The sequence below is a fragment of the Novosphingobium malaysiense genome (assembly GCF_000802225.1).
GTDB lineage: Bacteria > Pseudomonadota > Alphaproteobacteria > Sphingomonadales > Sphingomonadaceae > Novosphingobium > Novosphingobium malaysiense.
In genome coordinates, this window is record NZ_JTDI01000004.1 from 252,931 (window position 1) to 269,145 (window position 16,215).

At 64.2% G+C, this 16,215-nt stretch carries 13 protein-coding genes; 7 read left to right on the forward strand and 6 right to left on the reverse strand.

Annotation, left to right across the window (positions count from 1 at the left end):
• Window positions 1-153: 153 nt before the first annotated feature.
• Complete coding sequence (locus LK12_RS15520) at window positions 154-2,124, reverse strand: OPT family oligopeptide transporter (protein ID WP_039285966.1); 1,971 nt, start codon at window positions 2,122-2,124, stop codon at window positions 154-156.
• A 174-nt stretch (window positions 2,125-2,298) separates the two neighbouring features.
• Here LK12_RS15520 and LK12_RS15525 point away from each other — a divergent pair, with 174 nt between their 5' ends.
• Complete coding sequence (locus tag LK12_RS15525; protein ID WP_052223447.1) at window positions 2,299-3,576, forward strand: cation:proton antiporter; 1,278 nt, start codon at window positions 2,299-2,301, stop codon at window positions 3,574-3,576.
• Between the two features lie 4 nt (window positions 3,577-3,580).
• Here the strand turns inward: LK12_RS15525 and ligD are convergent, their stop codons facing one another.
• The 4 genes from ligD to LK12_RS15545 all read right to left on the reverse strand — a co-directional run bounded on the left by ligD (window position 3,581) and on the right by LK12_RS15545 (window position 8,662).
• A complete protein-coding gene (gene ligD, locus LK12_RS15530) occupies window positions 3,581-6,103 on the reverse strand; it encodes a DNA ligase D (RefSeq protein WP_039285969.1) in 2,523 nt (840 codons plus the stop codon).
• Window positions 6,090-6,566 (reverse strand): MgtC/SapB family protein, encoded by a 477-nt coding sequence (locus LK12_RS15535; RefSeq protein ID WP_052223448.1) that lies wholly within the window; start codon window positions 6,564-6,566, stop codon window positions 6,090-6,092. The genes ligD and LK12_RS15535 overlap by 14 nt, the downstream gene beginning before the upstream one ends.
• On the reverse strand, window positions 6,566-7,471 hold the full coding sequence (gene ku, locus LK12_RS15540) for a non-homologous end joining protein Ku (RefSeq protein ID WP_039285972.1): 906 nt from the start codon (window positions 7,469-7,471) through the stop codon (window positions 6,566-6,568). Before ku ends, LK12_RS15535 begins: the two co-directional genes overlap by 1 nt.
• Before the next feature lie 90 nt (window positions 7,472-7,561).
• Complete coding sequence (locus LK12_RS15545) at window positions 7,562-8,662, reverse strand: hypothetical protein (RefSeq protein WP_156135505.1); 1,101 nt, start codon at window positions 8,660-8,662, stop codon at window positions 7,562-7,564.
• A gap of 236 nt (window positions 8,663-8,898) precedes the next feature.
• Between LK12_RS15545 and LK12_RS15550 the strand changes: the two genes are divergently transcribed.
• Window positions 8,899-10,149 (forward strand): alpha-hydroxy acid oxidase, encoded by a 1,251-nt coding sequence (locus tag LK12_RS15550; RefSeq protein ID WP_052223449.1) that lies wholly within the window; start codon window positions 8,899-8,901, stop codon window positions 10,147-10,149.
• Here the strand turns inward: LK12_RS15550 and LK12_RS15555 are convergent.
• Window positions 10,134-10,511 (reverse strand): sensory rhodopsin transducer, encoded by a 378-nt coding sequence (locus tag LK12_RS15555; protein ID WP_039285977.1) that lies wholly within the window; start codon window positions 10,509-10,511, stop codon window positions 10,134-10,136. The genes LK12_RS15550 and LK12_RS15555 overlap by 16 nt on opposite strands.
• Window positions 10,512-10,644: 133 nt before the next feature.
• Here LK12_RS15555 and LK12_RS15560 point away from each other — a divergent pair, with 133 nt between their 5' ends.
• The 5 genes from LK12_RS15560 to LK12_RS15580 are packed head-to-tail and all read left to right on the forward strand — an operon-like array spanning window position 10,645 to window position 16,176.
• Window positions 10,645-12,429 carry a thiamine pyrophosphate-requiring protein gene (locus tag LK12_RS15560; protein WP_039285981.1) on the forward strand — a complete coding sequence of 595 codons (1,785 nt, stop codon included), beginning with the start codon at window positions 10,645-10,647 and terminating at the stop codon, window positions 12,427-12,429.
• Window positions 12,429-13,235 carry a hypothetical protein gene (locus LK12_RS15565; RefSeq protein WP_039285983.1) on the forward strand — a complete coding sequence of 269 codons (807 nt, stop codon included), beginning with the start codon at window positions 12,429-12,431 and terminating at the stop codon, window positions 13,233-13,235. The genes LK12_RS15560 and LK12_RS15565 overlap by 1 nt, the downstream gene beginning before the upstream one ends.
• Window positions 13,228-13,830 carry a gluconate 2-dehydrogenase subunit 3 family protein gene (locus LK12_RS15570; protein WP_039285986.1) on the forward strand — a complete coding sequence of 201 codons (603 nt, stop codon included), beginning with the start codon at window positions 13,228-13,230 and terminating at the stop codon, window positions 13,828-13,830. Before LK12_RS15565 ends, LK12_RS15570 begins: the two co-directional genes overlap by 8 nt.
• The gene (locus tag LK12_RS15575) at window positions 13,823-15,463 is read left to right on the forward strand and encodes a GMC family oxidoreductase (RefSeq protein ID WP_039285989.1); all 1,641 of its coding nucleotides are present in this window, start codon (window positions 13,823-13,825) and stop codon (window positions 15,461-15,463) included. The genes LK12_RS15570 and LK12_RS15575 overlap by 8 nt, the downstream gene beginning before the upstream one ends.
• Window positions 15,460-16,176, forward strand: coding sequence for a DUF4396 domain-containing protein (locus tag LK12_RS15580; RefSeq protein WP_039285992.1), 717 nt, complete (start codon window positions 15,460-15,462; stop codon window positions 16,174-16,176). Before LK12_RS15575 ends, LK12_RS15580 begins: the two co-directional genes overlap by 4 nt.
• The last annotated feature ends 39 nt before the right edge of the window (window positions 16,177-16,215 follow it).

A 16,215-nucleotide genomic window follows, 5' to 3' on the forward strand; every position in this document is an offset into this window, starting at 1 on the left:
GATGGTCTCCTGCTTTCGTTTGCAATCGGCAAAGCAGGAACCATGCCAGTACGCCGATTGGCGGAAACAGGCGCCTTCAGGGCTCCGGGCGATGTCGCATCTGCGACAATGCGTGTCGGCAATCATCCATCGCCGGGCGCTTTCGCGGTCCGGTCAGTCGGACAGGACCAGCGTCCTCGTCCGGCGGTACAGTCCCCAGACCATGGCGACGAACAGTATCGTCCCGCCGACCAGGGCCGGTCCGGCGAAATCTTCCCCGACTATGGCAATCGGGCTGTCGCTTCCCGATGCCGCGACTATTCCCGCGAACGTCACGCCCCACAGGCTCTCGCCGACGATCAGGCCCGTCGCCGTGAGCACACCCATGCGGCTGGCAAATTCCGGATCCGCCCGGCGCGATGCCCAGCGTTCGTAGAACCAGCCGATCACCGAGCCCACCACGACGGGCAGGATGGCGACCATCGGCAGGTAGATCCCGATACCTACACCGAGCGGCGGCAGGCGCAGCTTGCCCAGCAGGCCGAGCACCTCGTCCAGGATCACGAAGCCGACTCCGGCAAGCGCACCCCAGCCGATCATCGCCCAGTTGAGGTCGCCGCCGAGCACGCCCTTGGCCAGCGCCGAAATCAGCGCGGCCTGCGGGGCAGGCAGTGCATTCGGACCGGCATTGGGCGCGCCGGCAAAGCCGAAGGCCGTGTTGAGCAGGTCCAGCACCGGCGGAATGACCAACGAGCCGAAGATCACGCCGAAGACGAGGGCCACCTGCTGCTTCCACGGCGTCGCCCCGACCAGCTGCCCGGTCTTGAGGTCCTGCAGGTTGTCGTTGGAAACGGTCGCGACGCCGAAAACGATGCCCGTCACGATCAGCGCATAGGCGACCAGCGCGGCGGTCGTATCGGGATCCTGATCTCTCCCGAACAGGCCCACCAGCATCAATGCCGCCGCCACCACCGAGAGGATGCCGATACCCGACACCGGCGAATTTGATGCGCCGATCAGCCCCGCCATGTAGCCGCAGACCGCTGCAATCAGCAGGCCGATGACGACGACGAACAGAAGTGCGCCGGCAATCAGCACCACTTCTGATCCGGCCAAGGGTCCGCCCGTCACGAGGCTCCACAGCAGGATGGCGATCGGCACCAGCATCGCCAGGGATCCGAAGAAGACGATCGCGATCGGCAGGTCCTGCTCCTCGATCGCCAGCGCCTCGCCCGAATGGCGCGCGCGGCTTGCGGCCATGGCCGAACGGATGCCTCCGATCACAGGCCCCGCGATGCGCAGCAGCGTCCAGACGGCAGCGACTCCGATCACGCCCGCGCCGAAGAAGCGCACGTTCGCGCCGAACACGCTGTTGGCCCAGACTTCGGGGCTACCGGGCATGGGCATCTGCGCGGTCAGGATCGGCAGCAGCACCCACCAGCCGACAACGAGACCAAGAAACATCGCCATGCCGACGGAGAGGCCCACCAGATGCCCCACGCCCAGCAGCGCGAAGGACAGGCCGCCGGATATGCCGGTCGCCCCCGAACCGGCGCGAAACCAGACCGCCGCCTCGCCGGCCACCAACCGCATCTGCGTGAGGATCGCAAAGCCCGCAGAAGCCAGCGCATTCCAGACCAGCACCGACAAGCCCTTGGCGCTTTCGGCAGCCCCTTCACGCGACCCCGAGCCGACGCGCAGCACTTCCGCAGCCGCCTTGCCTTCGGGATAGGGCAAAGGCGTGTCGACCACGAGCGCGCGGCGCAGCGGCACCGAGAACAGCACCCCGAGGATACCGCCGGTCCCGGTGATCGCTGCCGTCGTCCAATAGGGAAAGCCCTGCCACCAGCCGACCATGACCAGCCCCGGCAGGACGAAGATGATCGCTGCCAGCGTCCCGGCGGCACTCGCGACGGTCTGGACGATGTTGTTTTCCCAGATCGTCGAATCCTTGAATCCGCGCAGGATCGCCATGGAAATGACGGCCGCCGGGATAGAGGTCGCGAAGGTCAGCCCCACCTTCAAGCCGAGGTAGACGTTCGCCGCGGTAAACAGCAGCGTGATCAATCCGCCAAGCAGCACCCCGCGCAGCGTGAGTTCGGCCGCAGAGCCTCGTGCCTGTGCCGTGCCCGCTATGCTCGCCATGCAACCCCACCTTCTTGAATGTTGGATGCCCGCTCATGGCACGCACGCTCGAATGGCGACAGCGCTAAATCGTCGGACAGGCCTGGCGGAACCCATCGCGCCGAAAAACTTTGCACTCGTGGGAGCGGCGCCATGCCGGGCATGGCCAAATCGAACCGACGAGGCGGCAGGTTTATGGAGGTGTTTCTTCTCGGCTTCGGCATTCTGGTGCTACTGGTTGCCTGGCTGCCGCTTGCCCTGCAGCGCCTGCCGATGTCCCTGCCGGTCCTGTGCCTTGGCGCGGGTATTGCTGCCGGGGCGTTGGGAATTGCACCTCTCACCTATGACGACCTGTTCACCAGCACGCTCTTTACCGACTTCGCAGAGATATCGCTGATCGTGGCGCTGCTCGGCGCGGGGCTTCGCATCGATCGTCCCGTAGGCTTGAGGCGATGGAATTCTGCCTGGCGCCTGATCGGCATCGGTATGCCGATCATGGCCGTGTTCACGGTGGGGGCTGCGCATTACATCGATGCCCTGGCGTTGCCGGTTGCCGTTTTCCTGGCGGGCGTCCTGACGCCGACCGACCCCGTACTGGCGTCGGCCGTATCGGTAGGGCCGCCCGGTTCGGGCGGCGAAGGCGAAGTCCGCTTCGGCCTCGCATCGGAAGCCGGTCTCAATGACGGGCTGGCATTCCCCTTCGTGATGCTGGGCCTCGCCCTGATCGCTGGCGAAAGCGTCGGTCCTGCCTGGCTGGCAATCCATTTCGGGTTCGATGTCGTCCTTTCCGTCGCAGTGGGATGGACCGTGGGACGCGGCATCGGGTGGATAGCGTTCCGTGTGAAGCACTATCCGCTCTCGAGTGCCGCCAGCGGGCTGGTCGCGCTCGGCGTGGCGTTGACGGCCTTTGCGATCACTGAACTGGTCGGCGGCTTCGGCTTCATCGCCGTGTTCATCACCGCCCTTGCGTTGCGCGAAACCGCTCCGAGCAGCCCCTTCCACCGCTCGATGAGCGATTTCACCGACCAGATCGAGCGGATCGTCGCCATGGTCCTGCTGATCGTACTGGGGGCTACGGTAACCAACGGATTGATCCAGACGATCTCCCTCAGCGACGCGCTGCTCGCCGCCACGCTGCTTCTGATCGCCCGCCCGGCCTCGGTCATGCTGTCGATGATAGGTTCGCCTCTTCCGGCGCGCGGACGCCTGATCGTGGCCTTCTTCGGCATTCGCGGCATCGCCACGCTATACTATCTCGGCATGGCATCGGGCGCCCTGTTACCGGATTACAAGGAAGCCCATGCCTTCGCCGCACTCATGGTGCTCATTTCCGTGGTGGTCCACGGTCTCGCCGCGCATCCCGTGATGGCATGGCTCGACCGTCGCCGTCAGAAAATACTGGAAGAGGGACGCTATCCCGAACTTCAGGCGCTGGCGGGCACACCGTTCGGCGCGGAAGAAAAACAGGAGTAGTGCCCTAAAGCTCGGGCAGCGGTTGATCGGCGAAGCCCCAACCCTGCAATCCGGTACTCGCAGCGCGTTTCACCAGTTCCTTCGCGTCCGAAATCGTAAAGGTGGCGGCTGTCTCCAGGTCCTTGAGTTCGGCCCAGGTGATGGGCGCGGCGACCGGCGCCCCTTCCCTCGCCCGCGCCGAATAGGGCACGACCGCTGTCGCCCCGCGCTGGTTGCGCAGCCAGTCGATGAAGATCTTTCCCTTGCGCTTGGCCTTGGACATCGTGGCGACGAATCGATCGGGCTCCGCTGCACTGAGGGCTTCGGCGAAGCGGCGCGCGAAATCCTTGTGCGTGTCCCAGTCATGGCCGCGGCGCAGAGGAACGATGACGTGAACACCCTTCCCGCCAGTCAGCATGGCGAAGCTGACCAGCCCCATATCCGCAAGATGCTTCTGCAGGTCGCGCGCCGCCCGCTTGACGTCTGCAAAGTCCAGCCCCTCGTCCGGATCGAGATCGAAGATCATCCGGTCGGGCTGTTCGACGGCGTCCTCGTGGCACCCCCAGCCGTGAAATTCGATGCTGCCCATCTGCACGCAACTGAGCAGGCCTTCGGCGCTATCCACATAGAGGTAGGGCTGCTTCTTGCCGGTTTTTTCGGCGATGGAAACGTGATGTACGCTTTCGCCGAAGCTGCCGCTGTCATGCTTCTGGAAAAAGCATTTCTTTGCCCGCCCCTGCGGACAGCGCACGAGACTGACCGGGCGGCGCGCGAGATGAGTCAGCATGAGCGGTGCAATCTCCGCGTAGTAGTCGGCCAGATCTCCCTTGGTCTGGCCCGACTCCGGAAACACCACGCGCGCCCGGCTCGTAATCTTCACCTTGGCCGGCGGATCATCCTCCTCGATGCTTGCAACGCGTTCCGGTGTCACTTCTTCGGCAGACTTGTCCTGGCGCAACCCCAGGAAGGAGGCATGCCGCACGCGGCCTTCCGCAGTGAACTCGGCGAAGGCCACTTCCGCGACCAGATCGGCCCTGATCCAACGGGCATCGCGGGTATCCGACGTCGGAGCATCGAGCGGCGGCGTCTTGCGGGCACGCGATGAAAACTTCGACGCGAGAGCTTCCATCGTGTCGCTGTTGAAACCTGTGCCGACCTTGCCCTTGTAGACCAGTTCACCGTCTTCGTGCTGGGCCAGCAGCAGCGAGGCGAACGGGCGGCCATGCGACTTGCTCGGCTTCCAGCCGACGATCACGAATTCCTGGCGGCGGGTGCACTTGATCTTGAGCCAGTTACGCGTGCGCTTGCCCCTGTAGGGCGCGTCGGCACGCTTGCTGATGATGCCTTCCTGATCGGCGCCGCACATGGCCTCGAACAGTTGCTCGCCGGCGCCGATGACATGATCGGCTACGCGCACAGGCGGCTCAGCATCGCCCAGAAGCCCGGCAAGCCGCTCCTTGCGTTCCAGATTGCTGTGCGCGGTGAGATCCTCGCCATCGAGTTCGAGCAGATCGAAGGCATGGAAATCGAGATGCTGCCCCTTGGCTTGCGCTCCATGCCCGCGCTTGAGCACGGCCTGAAGCGCGGAGAAACTGGGATTTCCGTCCTTCCCGGGCGCCGTCACCTCGCCGTCGATCAGGCATGGCGGCAGATCCAGCGCTGCAAAGGCATCGCGCAGCAGCGCGAACTTGTCGGTCCAGTCCTGCCCAGAGCGCGTATAGACGTGCACATCGTCGCCCGCAGCTGCGACCAGGCAGCGGTAGCCGTCGAACTTGATCTCGTGAATCCAGTCGCTGCCGCTCGGCACGTGGTCCACCAATGTGGCGAGTTGGGGCTTGCGGAATTCCGGCGGCTTGCCGTTCCCTTTGCGCTTCGGCTTGCGCGCGGCCACCTTGCGGGTGTGCTTCGCCGCCTTGTCCAGCGTCTTGTCAAGCTGCGCGCCCTTGCGATCCTTCAAGGAGTGCTCTCCTTCATCGTCATGCGCGATTTCCTGCATCGTCCGGCCCGTCTCGATGCTGGTCAACTCGCGGCGGACGAGATCGTCCGCGCTGCCTGTGTATTCATCGTCCACCTTGCGCAGCAGCCAGTTCTCACGCTTCTCGCCCTTGCGCGGCTTCATCCGCACCAGCAGCCACTCGCCCTTCATCCGCTCGCCTTCGAGGATGAAATGGAGATGGCCGTCCTCCAGATCATCGGCGCTTTTGCCCTCTATCGGCCGCCAGGTGCCCTTGTCCCAGAGCATGACCGTGCCGCCGCCATATTCTCCTTTTGGGATGCTGCCTTCGAAGCCGCCGTATGTCAGCGGATGATCCTCGGTCCGCACGGCCAGCCGCTTGTCCTGCGGATCGAGGCTCGGCCCGCGCGTGACGGCCCAGCTCTTGAGCACGCCATCGACTTCCAGCCGGAAATCATAGTGCAAACGCGTCGCCGCGTGTTTCTGCACGACGAAACTGTTGCCGCCCTTGCGGCCGCGCTTGCCCTTTGGTTCGCGCGTGCGCTTGAAATCGCGCTTGGCGTTGTAGGTGGAAAGAGCGTCACTCTCCGACATCTGTCCTCCCCGGAAGCCACTTTTCGGCCACGCCGACAACGATCAGCAGGATGAGCGCCAGGCCGGTGCCCACGGCCACGATGGGATAGTACCCGGCCCCGCTGGCGATGCCGAGTGTCGCGGTCAGCCAGATATGGGCGGCCGACGTCAGGTTCTTCACGTTATCCCCGCGCACGATGATCAGGCCCGCCGCAATGATGCCGATGGCCGCCGCCATCCCCTCGATGACACGCAAGGGATCCAGCCGGGAATCCGGTCCGCCGAGCTGATAGAACAAGGTGAGCGCCGTCACCGTCATTACCGAGGCGCTGAGCGCGACGAAGCCGTGCGTACGCAGCCCGGCATCATGGCCCTTGATCTCGCGTTCCACGCCCAGCACCATACCTGCGATCGTACCGACGAATAGACGCAGATAGGCTTCATATCCCATGGCGTCGAAATGCATCGGCGCATTCAATTCCATCATGCCCTCTTGCGCTTGCTTCCGCTTGCCGACGAACTCTTGCCGGACGATGCCTTCCTGGGGGACGAGCCGCTTTTGGAGCGGCTCGAGGAACGCTTTTTCGTTCCCGTATCGCCATCCTTGTCGACCGACTGCTTGAGCGCCGCCATGAGATCGATGACATTCGACCCTCCCGACGCAGCCGGGGTATCCGCATCCTCCACCACGCGCTTGCCCTTGGTCTTGATCTTCTTCTCGATCATCTCCTGCAGCGCCTCGACATAGCGGTCGCTGAATTCTTCCGCTTCGAACGGCGCCGTCTTCTTCTCGATCAGCTCGGTGGCCAGCGAGAGCAGTTCCTTGTCGGGTTTCTCGTCGCCGATGGAGCGAAAATAAGTCTGCGCACGGCGGACTTCGTCGGCATAACGAAGCAGTTCCAGAACCATGCCGCGCCCGCATGGCTTGAGCGACACGAGGTGTTCGCGCCCGCGCACCGAAAGCTGACCCACGCCCACCTTCTTCGATGCCCGCAACGCCTCGCGCAGCACGATGTAGGCTTCTTCGGCGAGATCGTCCGCCGGGACGACGAAGTAGGGTTTCTCGTAGTAGAGCACGTCGATCTCGTCGGCATCGACGAACTGCACGAGGTCGAGCGTACGCTTGCTCTCCACTTTCACGCCCTCGATCTCGTCATCCTCGAGGAGAATGTAATTGTTCTTGTCGACCTGATAGCCCTTGAGGATCTCGTCACGATCCACCGGCCCCACACCGGGCACGACCTTTTCGTACTTGATCGGCTTGCCCGAAGGCTCGTGAATCTGGCGAAAGCTGATCGAGGCGCCGCTCTTGGTCGCGGGATAGACTTCCACCGCGATGGAAACGAGGGCCAGCCGGATCTGCCCCTGCCAGTATGCGCGTGCAGCCATGGGAGTCCTCCTTTGCAGCAGAAGCAACGAAGGTGGGCAGCGGCGGTTCCGCAGGCGACGCCTCGGCAGGCACGCCAGGGCCTCGACAAACTAAACCGCAGCTTTGCCTTTAGGCAGATACCAGGCCGTTCCCGGCGCCAGATAGGAGGCCGCAAAGCAGCCGAAGCCGCACAGTGCAAAAAGATACGCCAGCAATGCGGGCAGCCCGTTACCCGGCACGGCGAACCAGACGAACTCCAGCCCCTTGCCCACCAGCGCTGGAAAACCGGCCAGGGCCAGAGCGCGCGGCGAACGGCGCACTTGCGGCAACAGCAGCGCCAGCATGGGGCCTATTCCCAGAATACCGATGGCGGCTACGATCCAGACCCAGATCCCTTCGGCCCGCACGGCATACCAGCCGGCACTATCGGGCAGAATGTCTGCCCATATGAGGAGATGCGGCAAGAACTGGAACAGAAACCAGAGCATCAGGCACAAGAGCAGCACGGCTCCCAGTGCCCCGGTATATTGCGGTTCCGGTCTGCGGGTCAGCCGCAGCAGCAGAATTGCCAGATAGGCCACGCAAATCTCGAGCAGAAGCACCTGCAACGTATAACCCGACGTCTGGAACTCCACCTCGAGCGACATGAACCAGTCGACCGCCAGCAGCGAACCGCCAAGGACCAGAACGATCAGAGCGATCACCGAGGCGCCTTTGGAGCAGCGTCCCCCCACCTGGCTGCGGGCAATGGCCGCCAGCATGATGAACCACAGGATGGTTCCCGCAACGAACGGAACGATCCCGCCCCATGGGCCGCCTTCGAAGATAAAGCCGCTGCCCACCAGGACCGGAATGAAGGTGAGCGCCGAGAGAAACCAGACACCCGCCGCCGCCTCGGTGGCGCCGCGCAGGTCCGTTTCCCACTTGCCGTGCGCAAGACGCATCACCGCCAACAGCACCAGCGCCCCGAACGGCACGGCTTGCAGGAAGACGGCGGCGGCCAGCCACCCCATCAACGCGGCATGCGGATCCAGAAAAAGGCAAATCAATGCGGCGAGGGTACATACCAGTCCGACCCCACCGAGGCCGATCCCCCGCACCATCTCAACGAACCGCATGAACAACGTCTCTCCCGTAACCGTCCCGGTATGCCCGTATCGGGCGCCGCCGCCAAACGCTAGATGCCGAGCAAGGGGCCGGACGAAGGTCATCCAGCGACTTGGGCAACGCAGCAAGCATGGTCGCAGCACGCCACTGCATCCTGCTGACGGCGCAGCCTCCGCCAACCGCCCGGAGTGGCAAAAATGGCAGGAATTCCTGCAAGGTCCCTTCCCCCTTTCGCTCCACAACAGGCGGGCAGCTTTGAGGTTCCGGCGCCCCCTCCCGGGAACATGACACACACCGCCATCGTTCGATGCACAGAGGGGATTCAAGCGGAGCATGGCGCATGATCGCACGCGAACAGAACGCAACCGCACAAATCGGCGGCACACCCCGGCGTCCCTACTATGCGGGGCCCAATCTCGACCGCGTGGAATCCATCGCGGACCTGCGCGCAAGAGCGCACCGGCTGATGCCGCGCTTCGTCCTCGAATACCTGGAAGGCGGCGCTGGCGAAGAGCAGGCGCTCGCGCGTGAGCGCGAAGCCTATGCCGACTGGTTCTTCGTTCCCCGCTTCCTGCGCGATGTATCCCACCGCAGCGCGAGCGGGCAGTTGCTCGGCAAGGATGCAAGGATGCCGCTGGCCATTGCCCCCACGGGCCTGAACGGCGTATTCATGCTCGGCGCCGACAGCGCCCTGGCACGCGCTGCCGCGCGTTTCGGCGTGCCCTTTGTCCAGGGCACGCTGTCGAATGAATCGATGGAGGACATCGCGCGGATACCGGGCCTGCGCCACTGGTGGCAGCTCTACGTTTTCGGCGGCGAAGAGATCTGGACCGAACTGGTCGACCGGGCCGAGCGCGCCGGCTGCGAGGCACTGGTGCTGACGGTCAACGCCCAGCAGTTCGGGATGCGCGAATGGGATAGCCGGCAGCGCGGCTGGATGGGCCTGCCACACCCTATATCGATGCTGAACTCCGCGCTTCATCCGCGCTGGGCGGCAACGACGATGGTGAAGGGCATGCCCTCCTTTCCCAACGTCATCGACTTCATCCCGAAGGACAAGCGTAGCTTCTTCGAAAGCGCATCGTGGATCCGCAGCCAGATGCCCAAGTCGCTGACGTGGGAGAATGTCGCCAGGATTCGCGGGCGCTGGAAACGCCCCTTCTTCGTCAAGGGCCTGCTCCACCCCGACGACATCCGCGCCGCACGGGACAGCGGTGTCGACGGGGTGATCTTGGGCACACACGGCGGCCGGCAGACGGACTGGTCGGTAAGCGCCCTCGACGTTCTGCCCGAAGCCCGGGATATCCTGGGAAGCGACAAGGCTCTCTACATGTCGGGCGGCATCCGCCGGGGCTCGGACATCATCAAGGCCATGGCCTTGGGCGCCGACGCCGTCCTCACCGGGCGCGCCACGCTATACGGGCTGTGCGCCTACGGAGAGAAAGGCGCGCGCAAGGCGCTGGAACTGCTGGAACACGAAGTCCGCAATGACCTGGCCCAGATCGGCATAGACAAGCTGACCGATCTCGACATGAGCTACCTTCGCCCCGCGGCACATCTCGCCACGGCGAACGGTCAAGCGCCCGGATAGGCCATGGTCGTCATCACCGCTATCTCGGCTGCCCGGCTGTCCAGCCGCGTGTGCTGCACGACGATGGGAACATCGCTTTCGATGACGCTGGCATAATCGGTATCGCGCGGCACCGGTTCTGGATCTTCGAGGTCGTTGAAGCGCACATGCGCCGTGCGGCGCGGCTCCACTGTCAGCGAAAACGGTCCGACGGGATCGCGATCCGAGAAGAATACGGTGATGGCGACTTTCGCCGGGTCGTCCCCGCAATTGAGAATGCACGCGGTTTCGTGGCTGAGCAGCGCGTCGTTCGCATTCACCATGCTCTCCGAGGGGATGAACCCCTCGGCAATGACCCAGCGCCGTTTTCCGATCGCCTCCATAATGCCCTCTTGGATTTTTACCGGGCGCTTGTGGAACGCAGTCCGCGCCCGGTTGTTAGCTAAGTGACGCCGCCCCTGGGAGGGGGAAGTGTCTGGGGAGGCAACAATTCATCCGCAGGAGGAGTTCCCCGCCATGTCTCAAACGGTATCGCAATTCATCTGGGATCGGCTCAAGGAATGGGGCGTCCACCGCATCTTCGGCTACCCGGGCGACGGCATCAATGGACTGGTGGGTGCGCTCGACAAGAAACGCGACGAATTCGATTTCGTGCAGACCCGCCACGAGGAAATGGCCGCCTTCATGGCGTCCGCCCATGCCAAGTTCACCGGTGAACTGGGTGTATGCCTCGCAACGTCCGGACCGGGTGCCTCCCACCTCCTGACGGGCCTTTACGACGCCCGAATGGACCATATGCCGGTTCTCGCCATCGTCGGGCAACAGGCGCGGACCGCCGTGGGTACGCATTACCAGCAGGAGTTGGACCTCCAATCGATGTTCAAGGACGTGGCCGGCGAATTTACCGGCTATGCCGCTACGCCTGCGCAGGTCCGCCACTTGGTCGACCGGGCCGTGCGCATCGCCATGGGGCGCCGCCGGGTTACGGCGCTGATCGTTCCCAACGATGTTCAGGAAATGCCAATGAGCGATCCGCCTCGCTCGCACGGCGCCGTTTTCTCGGGAGTGGGCTACACGCGGCCCAAGGTCGTTCCGACCGATGCCGATCTCAGGCGCGCGGCCGATGTTCTCAATGCCGGCGGCAAGGTCGGCATGCTGGTCGGTGCAGGCGCCATCGGCGCGGAGGACGAGGTCATCGCACTCGCCGACAAGCTTGGGGCTGGCGCCGCCAAGGCGCTTCTCGGCAAGCAGGTCCTTCCCGACGATCTCGACTGGGTGACCGGTTCGATCGGCCTGCTCGGCACCGAACCGAGCGACAAGATGATGAAGGAGTGCGATACCTTCTTGATGCTGGGCTCGGGCTTCCCCTATTCGGAATTCCTGCCCAAGGAAGGCAATGCCCGCGGGGTCCAGATCGACATCGACCCCGGCATGCTCTCGATCCGCTATCCCATGGAAGTGCCGCTGGAGGGCGATCTCAAGGCCTCAATTCAGGCGCTCCTGCCGCTCATCGAGCAGAAGACCGATACCAAGTGGCGCGACAAGATTGCCGGCTGGAAACGAGACTGGATGGAAACGCTGCACGACAGGGCGATGGTCAAGGCCAACCCGGTCAACCCGCAGCGCATCTTCACCGAGCTTTCGCCGCGCCTGCCCGACCGGGCCATCATCTCCAGCGATTCCGGCTCGGCCGCGAACTGGTACGCCCGCGATCTGATGATCCGCAAGGGCATGATGTGCTCGCTGTCTGGCGGACTGGCCTCGATGGGCGCGGGTACGCCTTATGCGATCGCCGCCAAGTTCGCCTACCAGGACCGTCCGGTCATCGCGTGCGTCGGCGACGGGGCCATGCAGATGAACAACATGGCCGAGCTCATCACGGTCGCCAAATACTGGGAAAAGTGGGCCAACCCAACCTTCGTCGTGTGCGTGCTCAACAACGAGGATCTCAACCAGGTCACTTGGGAGCAGCGCGTCATGGAAGGCAACCCCAAGTCTGAAATGACCCAGAAGTTGCCGGATGTCGCCTACCACCGCTTTGCGCAGATAATCGGTCTGGAAGGCATCTTCGTGGACGATCCGGAAAAGCTTGGCGAAGCCTGGGAGACGGCACTCGCCGCGCGCAAGCCCTGCGTGCTCGAAGTGAAGACCGATCCCGAAGTGCCGCCGCTTCCACCGCACATCACTTTCGAACAGGCCAAGAGCTTCATGTTCGCCACGGTCAAGGGCGACCCCAACGAAGGCTCCATGATCAAGGGCAGCCTCAAGCAGATGGCGGCGGACTTCATAGGGTCTGAATAATGGAACATTCGAATGTGACGGTAGCGTCGTCCCGGCTGATGGCAGCCGGGGCGGCCATTCTCGGCACGTCGGTGTTCGCCGATTCCGGCCTGGAGCATTACCGCGGATCGTTCCGCAATCCGGGCATGGTCCTGCCGATCGCGACGTCCGCCATTGCCGTGCCGTTGAATATGCGCCGATCGATGGGTAGCGCCGCGCGGCCAGGTCTAGGCAGGGCCGTCGATCTGGTGGCCAGTATCGTCGGGATGGCGGGATTCGGCTTTCACCTGCGCAATATCGGACGCGAACCCGGCGGTTTCCGCCTGATCAACCTGTTCTACAAGGCTCCCCTCGGTGCACCTGGCGCGATGGTGCTGACGGGCCTGCTGGGCCGGGCGAGCCGCCGCTTGCAACTCGGACGCCCCTCGCCTTTCACGGCCAAGGCATTCGGAGCCATTACCGTCGCCGGTCTGGTCGGGACGGTGGCGGAGGCCGGGCTGTTGCATTTTCGCGGTGCTTTCCACAACCCGGCGATGTGGCTTCCGCTGGCGGTCCCGCCGCTGGCATCGCTCAGCTTTGCGCGCGATCTGGCCCTTGGCCAGCCGACCGGTGCCACCCGGATGCTCCTGGGTGCGACCGCCGGCCTCGGACTCGTCGGATCGGCTTTCCATGCCTACGGCATCGCGCGCAACATGGGGGGCTGGCGCAACTGGCGGCAGAACATTCTCGCCGGCCCGCCCCTGCCGGCTCCCCCCTCGTTCACCGGGCTCGCCATCGCCGCGCTCGGCGTAATGCTCCTGCTTCCCAAGAGGCGGCGCCATGACTGACCCCTATCCCGATTACGACGTTCTCGATAAGCGCGACACGCCAAGCTGGAACGACAAGACCCGCGAAGTGGTCGACCAGCGGATGTCGCTGACGGAATCCAGCCACGCCCTCGATGCTGCGCAACTGGCGACCCTGCGGCGGCTGGTATCGCGCTTGACACCGCAGCCGGAGCAGCGGGCACCGGCCAACACCGTGGCTATCGTGCTGCAGAAGATCGACGCCAACGCGAGCGACGGCTACCGCCTCGCCGGCATGCCGCAAGTGCGCGAGTGTTGGTGCAAGGGCCTGGATGCCATCCGCGAGGAAGCGATAAAGCGCCACGGTCTGCCATTCGCCGACCTCGACGACGAAACGGCCGACGCGCTGCTCCGCACGATCGAGAACGGCGAGACGTCGCCAGAGGTGTGGACGGACTTTTCGTCCAAGCAGTTCTGGACATGGCGAATCCTTCCCGATGTCGTCTCCGCCCACTGGTCCCACCCCTCGCTCTGGAGCGCCATGGGCTTCGGCGGACCCGCCAGCCCTCGCGGATATGTGAGGCTCGACGCCAACCGGCGCGACGGCTGGGAAGCCAGGGAGGAAACCGATGGCTGAAGCGAGCGACTCCGTCCGCTGCGCCGGCGGACGCGCGCCCGACGTCTTTTCGACCGAAGGCTGGGTACCAATGAACGAATACGGCGAGGACGAGGTCGATTTCGTCATTGTCGGAACCGGTGCGGGCGGCGCACCGCTGGCCGCGAAGCTGGCCGAAGCGGGCTTTTCGGTGATCGCCATGGATGCCGGTCCGTTCTGGCGCCCGCTATCGGATTTCGCATCCGACGAGATGCACCAATCCAAGCTCTACTGGACCGACGAACGCATCGTCGATGGCGAGAACCCGATTCACATGGGCGCGAACAATTCGGGCCGCTCGGTCGGCGGATCAACGGTCCATTTCGCGATGGTTTCGCTGCGTTTCCGCCCGGAGCATTTCAAGACGCGCACCAAGCTGGGCTACGGCGTGGATTGGCCGATCGACTGGCAGGAGATGTGGGACTACTACCGCGAGGTTGAGCAGGAACTCCATATTTCCGGGCCCGTGCGCTATCCGTGGGGCCCGAAGCGTCCGCGCTATCCGCTCCGTCCGCATCCGCTCAATGCGGCCGCCCATCATCTCGTGCGCGGAGCCGAAGGTCTGGGCATCGACTGGACGGAAACTCCGCTCGCCACCCTCTCGGCCCCGGTCGGGAAGGCACACCCTTGCGTCTATCGCGGCTTCTGCGTCACCGGTTGCTCGACCAATGCCAAGCAATCGGCGCTGGTGACGTGGATCCCCCGCGCGCTGAAGGCCGGTGCCGAAATCCGCGACCTCGCCATGGTCGGCAAGATCGAGTGCAATGCCCGCGGCCGCGCAAGCGGCGTCCACTACCACCGCAACGGCGAATGGCACTTCCAGAAGGCCCGCAACGTCGTGGTAGCCGGATACGCCGTCGAAACGCCGCGCCTGCTGCTAAATTCTGCCAACGGCGACCATCCCGAAGGCCTCGCCAACTCCTCCGGGCTCTTGGGAAAGAACCTGATGGTCCAGCTAAACCAGGCCGCCTGGGGGCAAGCGGAGGAGGAAATCCGGTCCTACAAGGCCCCGCCCAGCCTCGCGATCACCGAGCACTGGAACTACTGCGACGAAGGCAAGGACTACTTCGGCGGGTGGACCTACATGAGCCAGGGCCCCCTCCCCACCAAGTGGGCGACGTCGCTGGCGGGTGGGCGCAAGCTGTGGGGCCGCCCACTGCTTGAGGAAATGGAGCGGGCGAACCATTCGGTCGGCCTCAAGATGGTCGGCGAAGTGCTGCCGCACGAGGACAACCGGGTGACGCTCTCGGACGAAACCGACCAGCATGGCCTGCGCATCCCGCGCATCACCTTTTCCCTGCGCGACAACGAGAAGGCGATGATCCGCCACGCGCTCGACTTCATGCAGTCCAGCCTCGAAGCCAGCGGAGCACGAGATATCTGGAAGGAAACAGACGATACCTGCCATCTGGGGGGGACAGCCCGCATGGGCGACGATCCCGCCACCAGCGTGGTCAATGCCGATTGCCGCAGCTGGGACATTCCCAATCTGTGGGTCTGCGATGGCTCGGTGTTCCCGACCGTGGGCGGGGTCAATCCCTCGCTGACGATCCAGGCAATCGCCTGCCGCACCGCCGACCGCATCGTCGAAATGGGTAGAAAGGGAGAGCTGTGAAACACGCCGATTTTCCACCAGGTCTGCACCTTGTCGCGATCTTATCGTTGCTCGTCGCCGCCGCTTGCGCGGCGTGGATAGCCTTCGACGTCAGGCGGCATCCGCAGAAGATGGCGATCATGAACTTTGTATGGCCGCTCACGGCGCTGTTCGGCAGCGTCATCTGGCTCTGGCTGTACTTGCGCTTCGGCCGGCTCAAGGGCGAAGGCATCCCCAGCGACGAGCAGGAGACGCCGAAGTGGGCAGCGGTGGCCAAGGGCGCCAGCCACTGCGGCGCGGGCTGCACTCTTGGGGACATCATTGCCGAATGGTTCGCCTTCGCCGTGCCGGCGATCGCCGTGTGGCTGGGCTGGCACACGATCTTTTCGGAAAAGATCTTCGCGGTATGGATCCTCGATTACATCGTCGCCTTCGGCCTCGGCATCGTGTTCCAGTATTTCACGATCAAGCCGATGCGCGACCTGTCTTTCGGTCAGGGCGTGGTGCAGGCCGTGAAAGCCGATACGGCCTCGATCACCGCGTGGCAGGTAGGCATGTACGGGTGCATGGCGCTGATCCAGTTCGCCTGGTTCAAGCCCGCGTTCGGCGGCGTGGCGGAAGTCAATCGGCCCGAGTTCTGGTTTGCCATGCAATTGGCGATGATCTGCGGGTTTGCGACAGCATTTCCGGTCAACTGGTGGCTTATCAGCGCCGGTATCAAGGAACGCATGTAGCGCGCGTCGCGAACGGCCCGTCGCACACCTCCCCCTTTC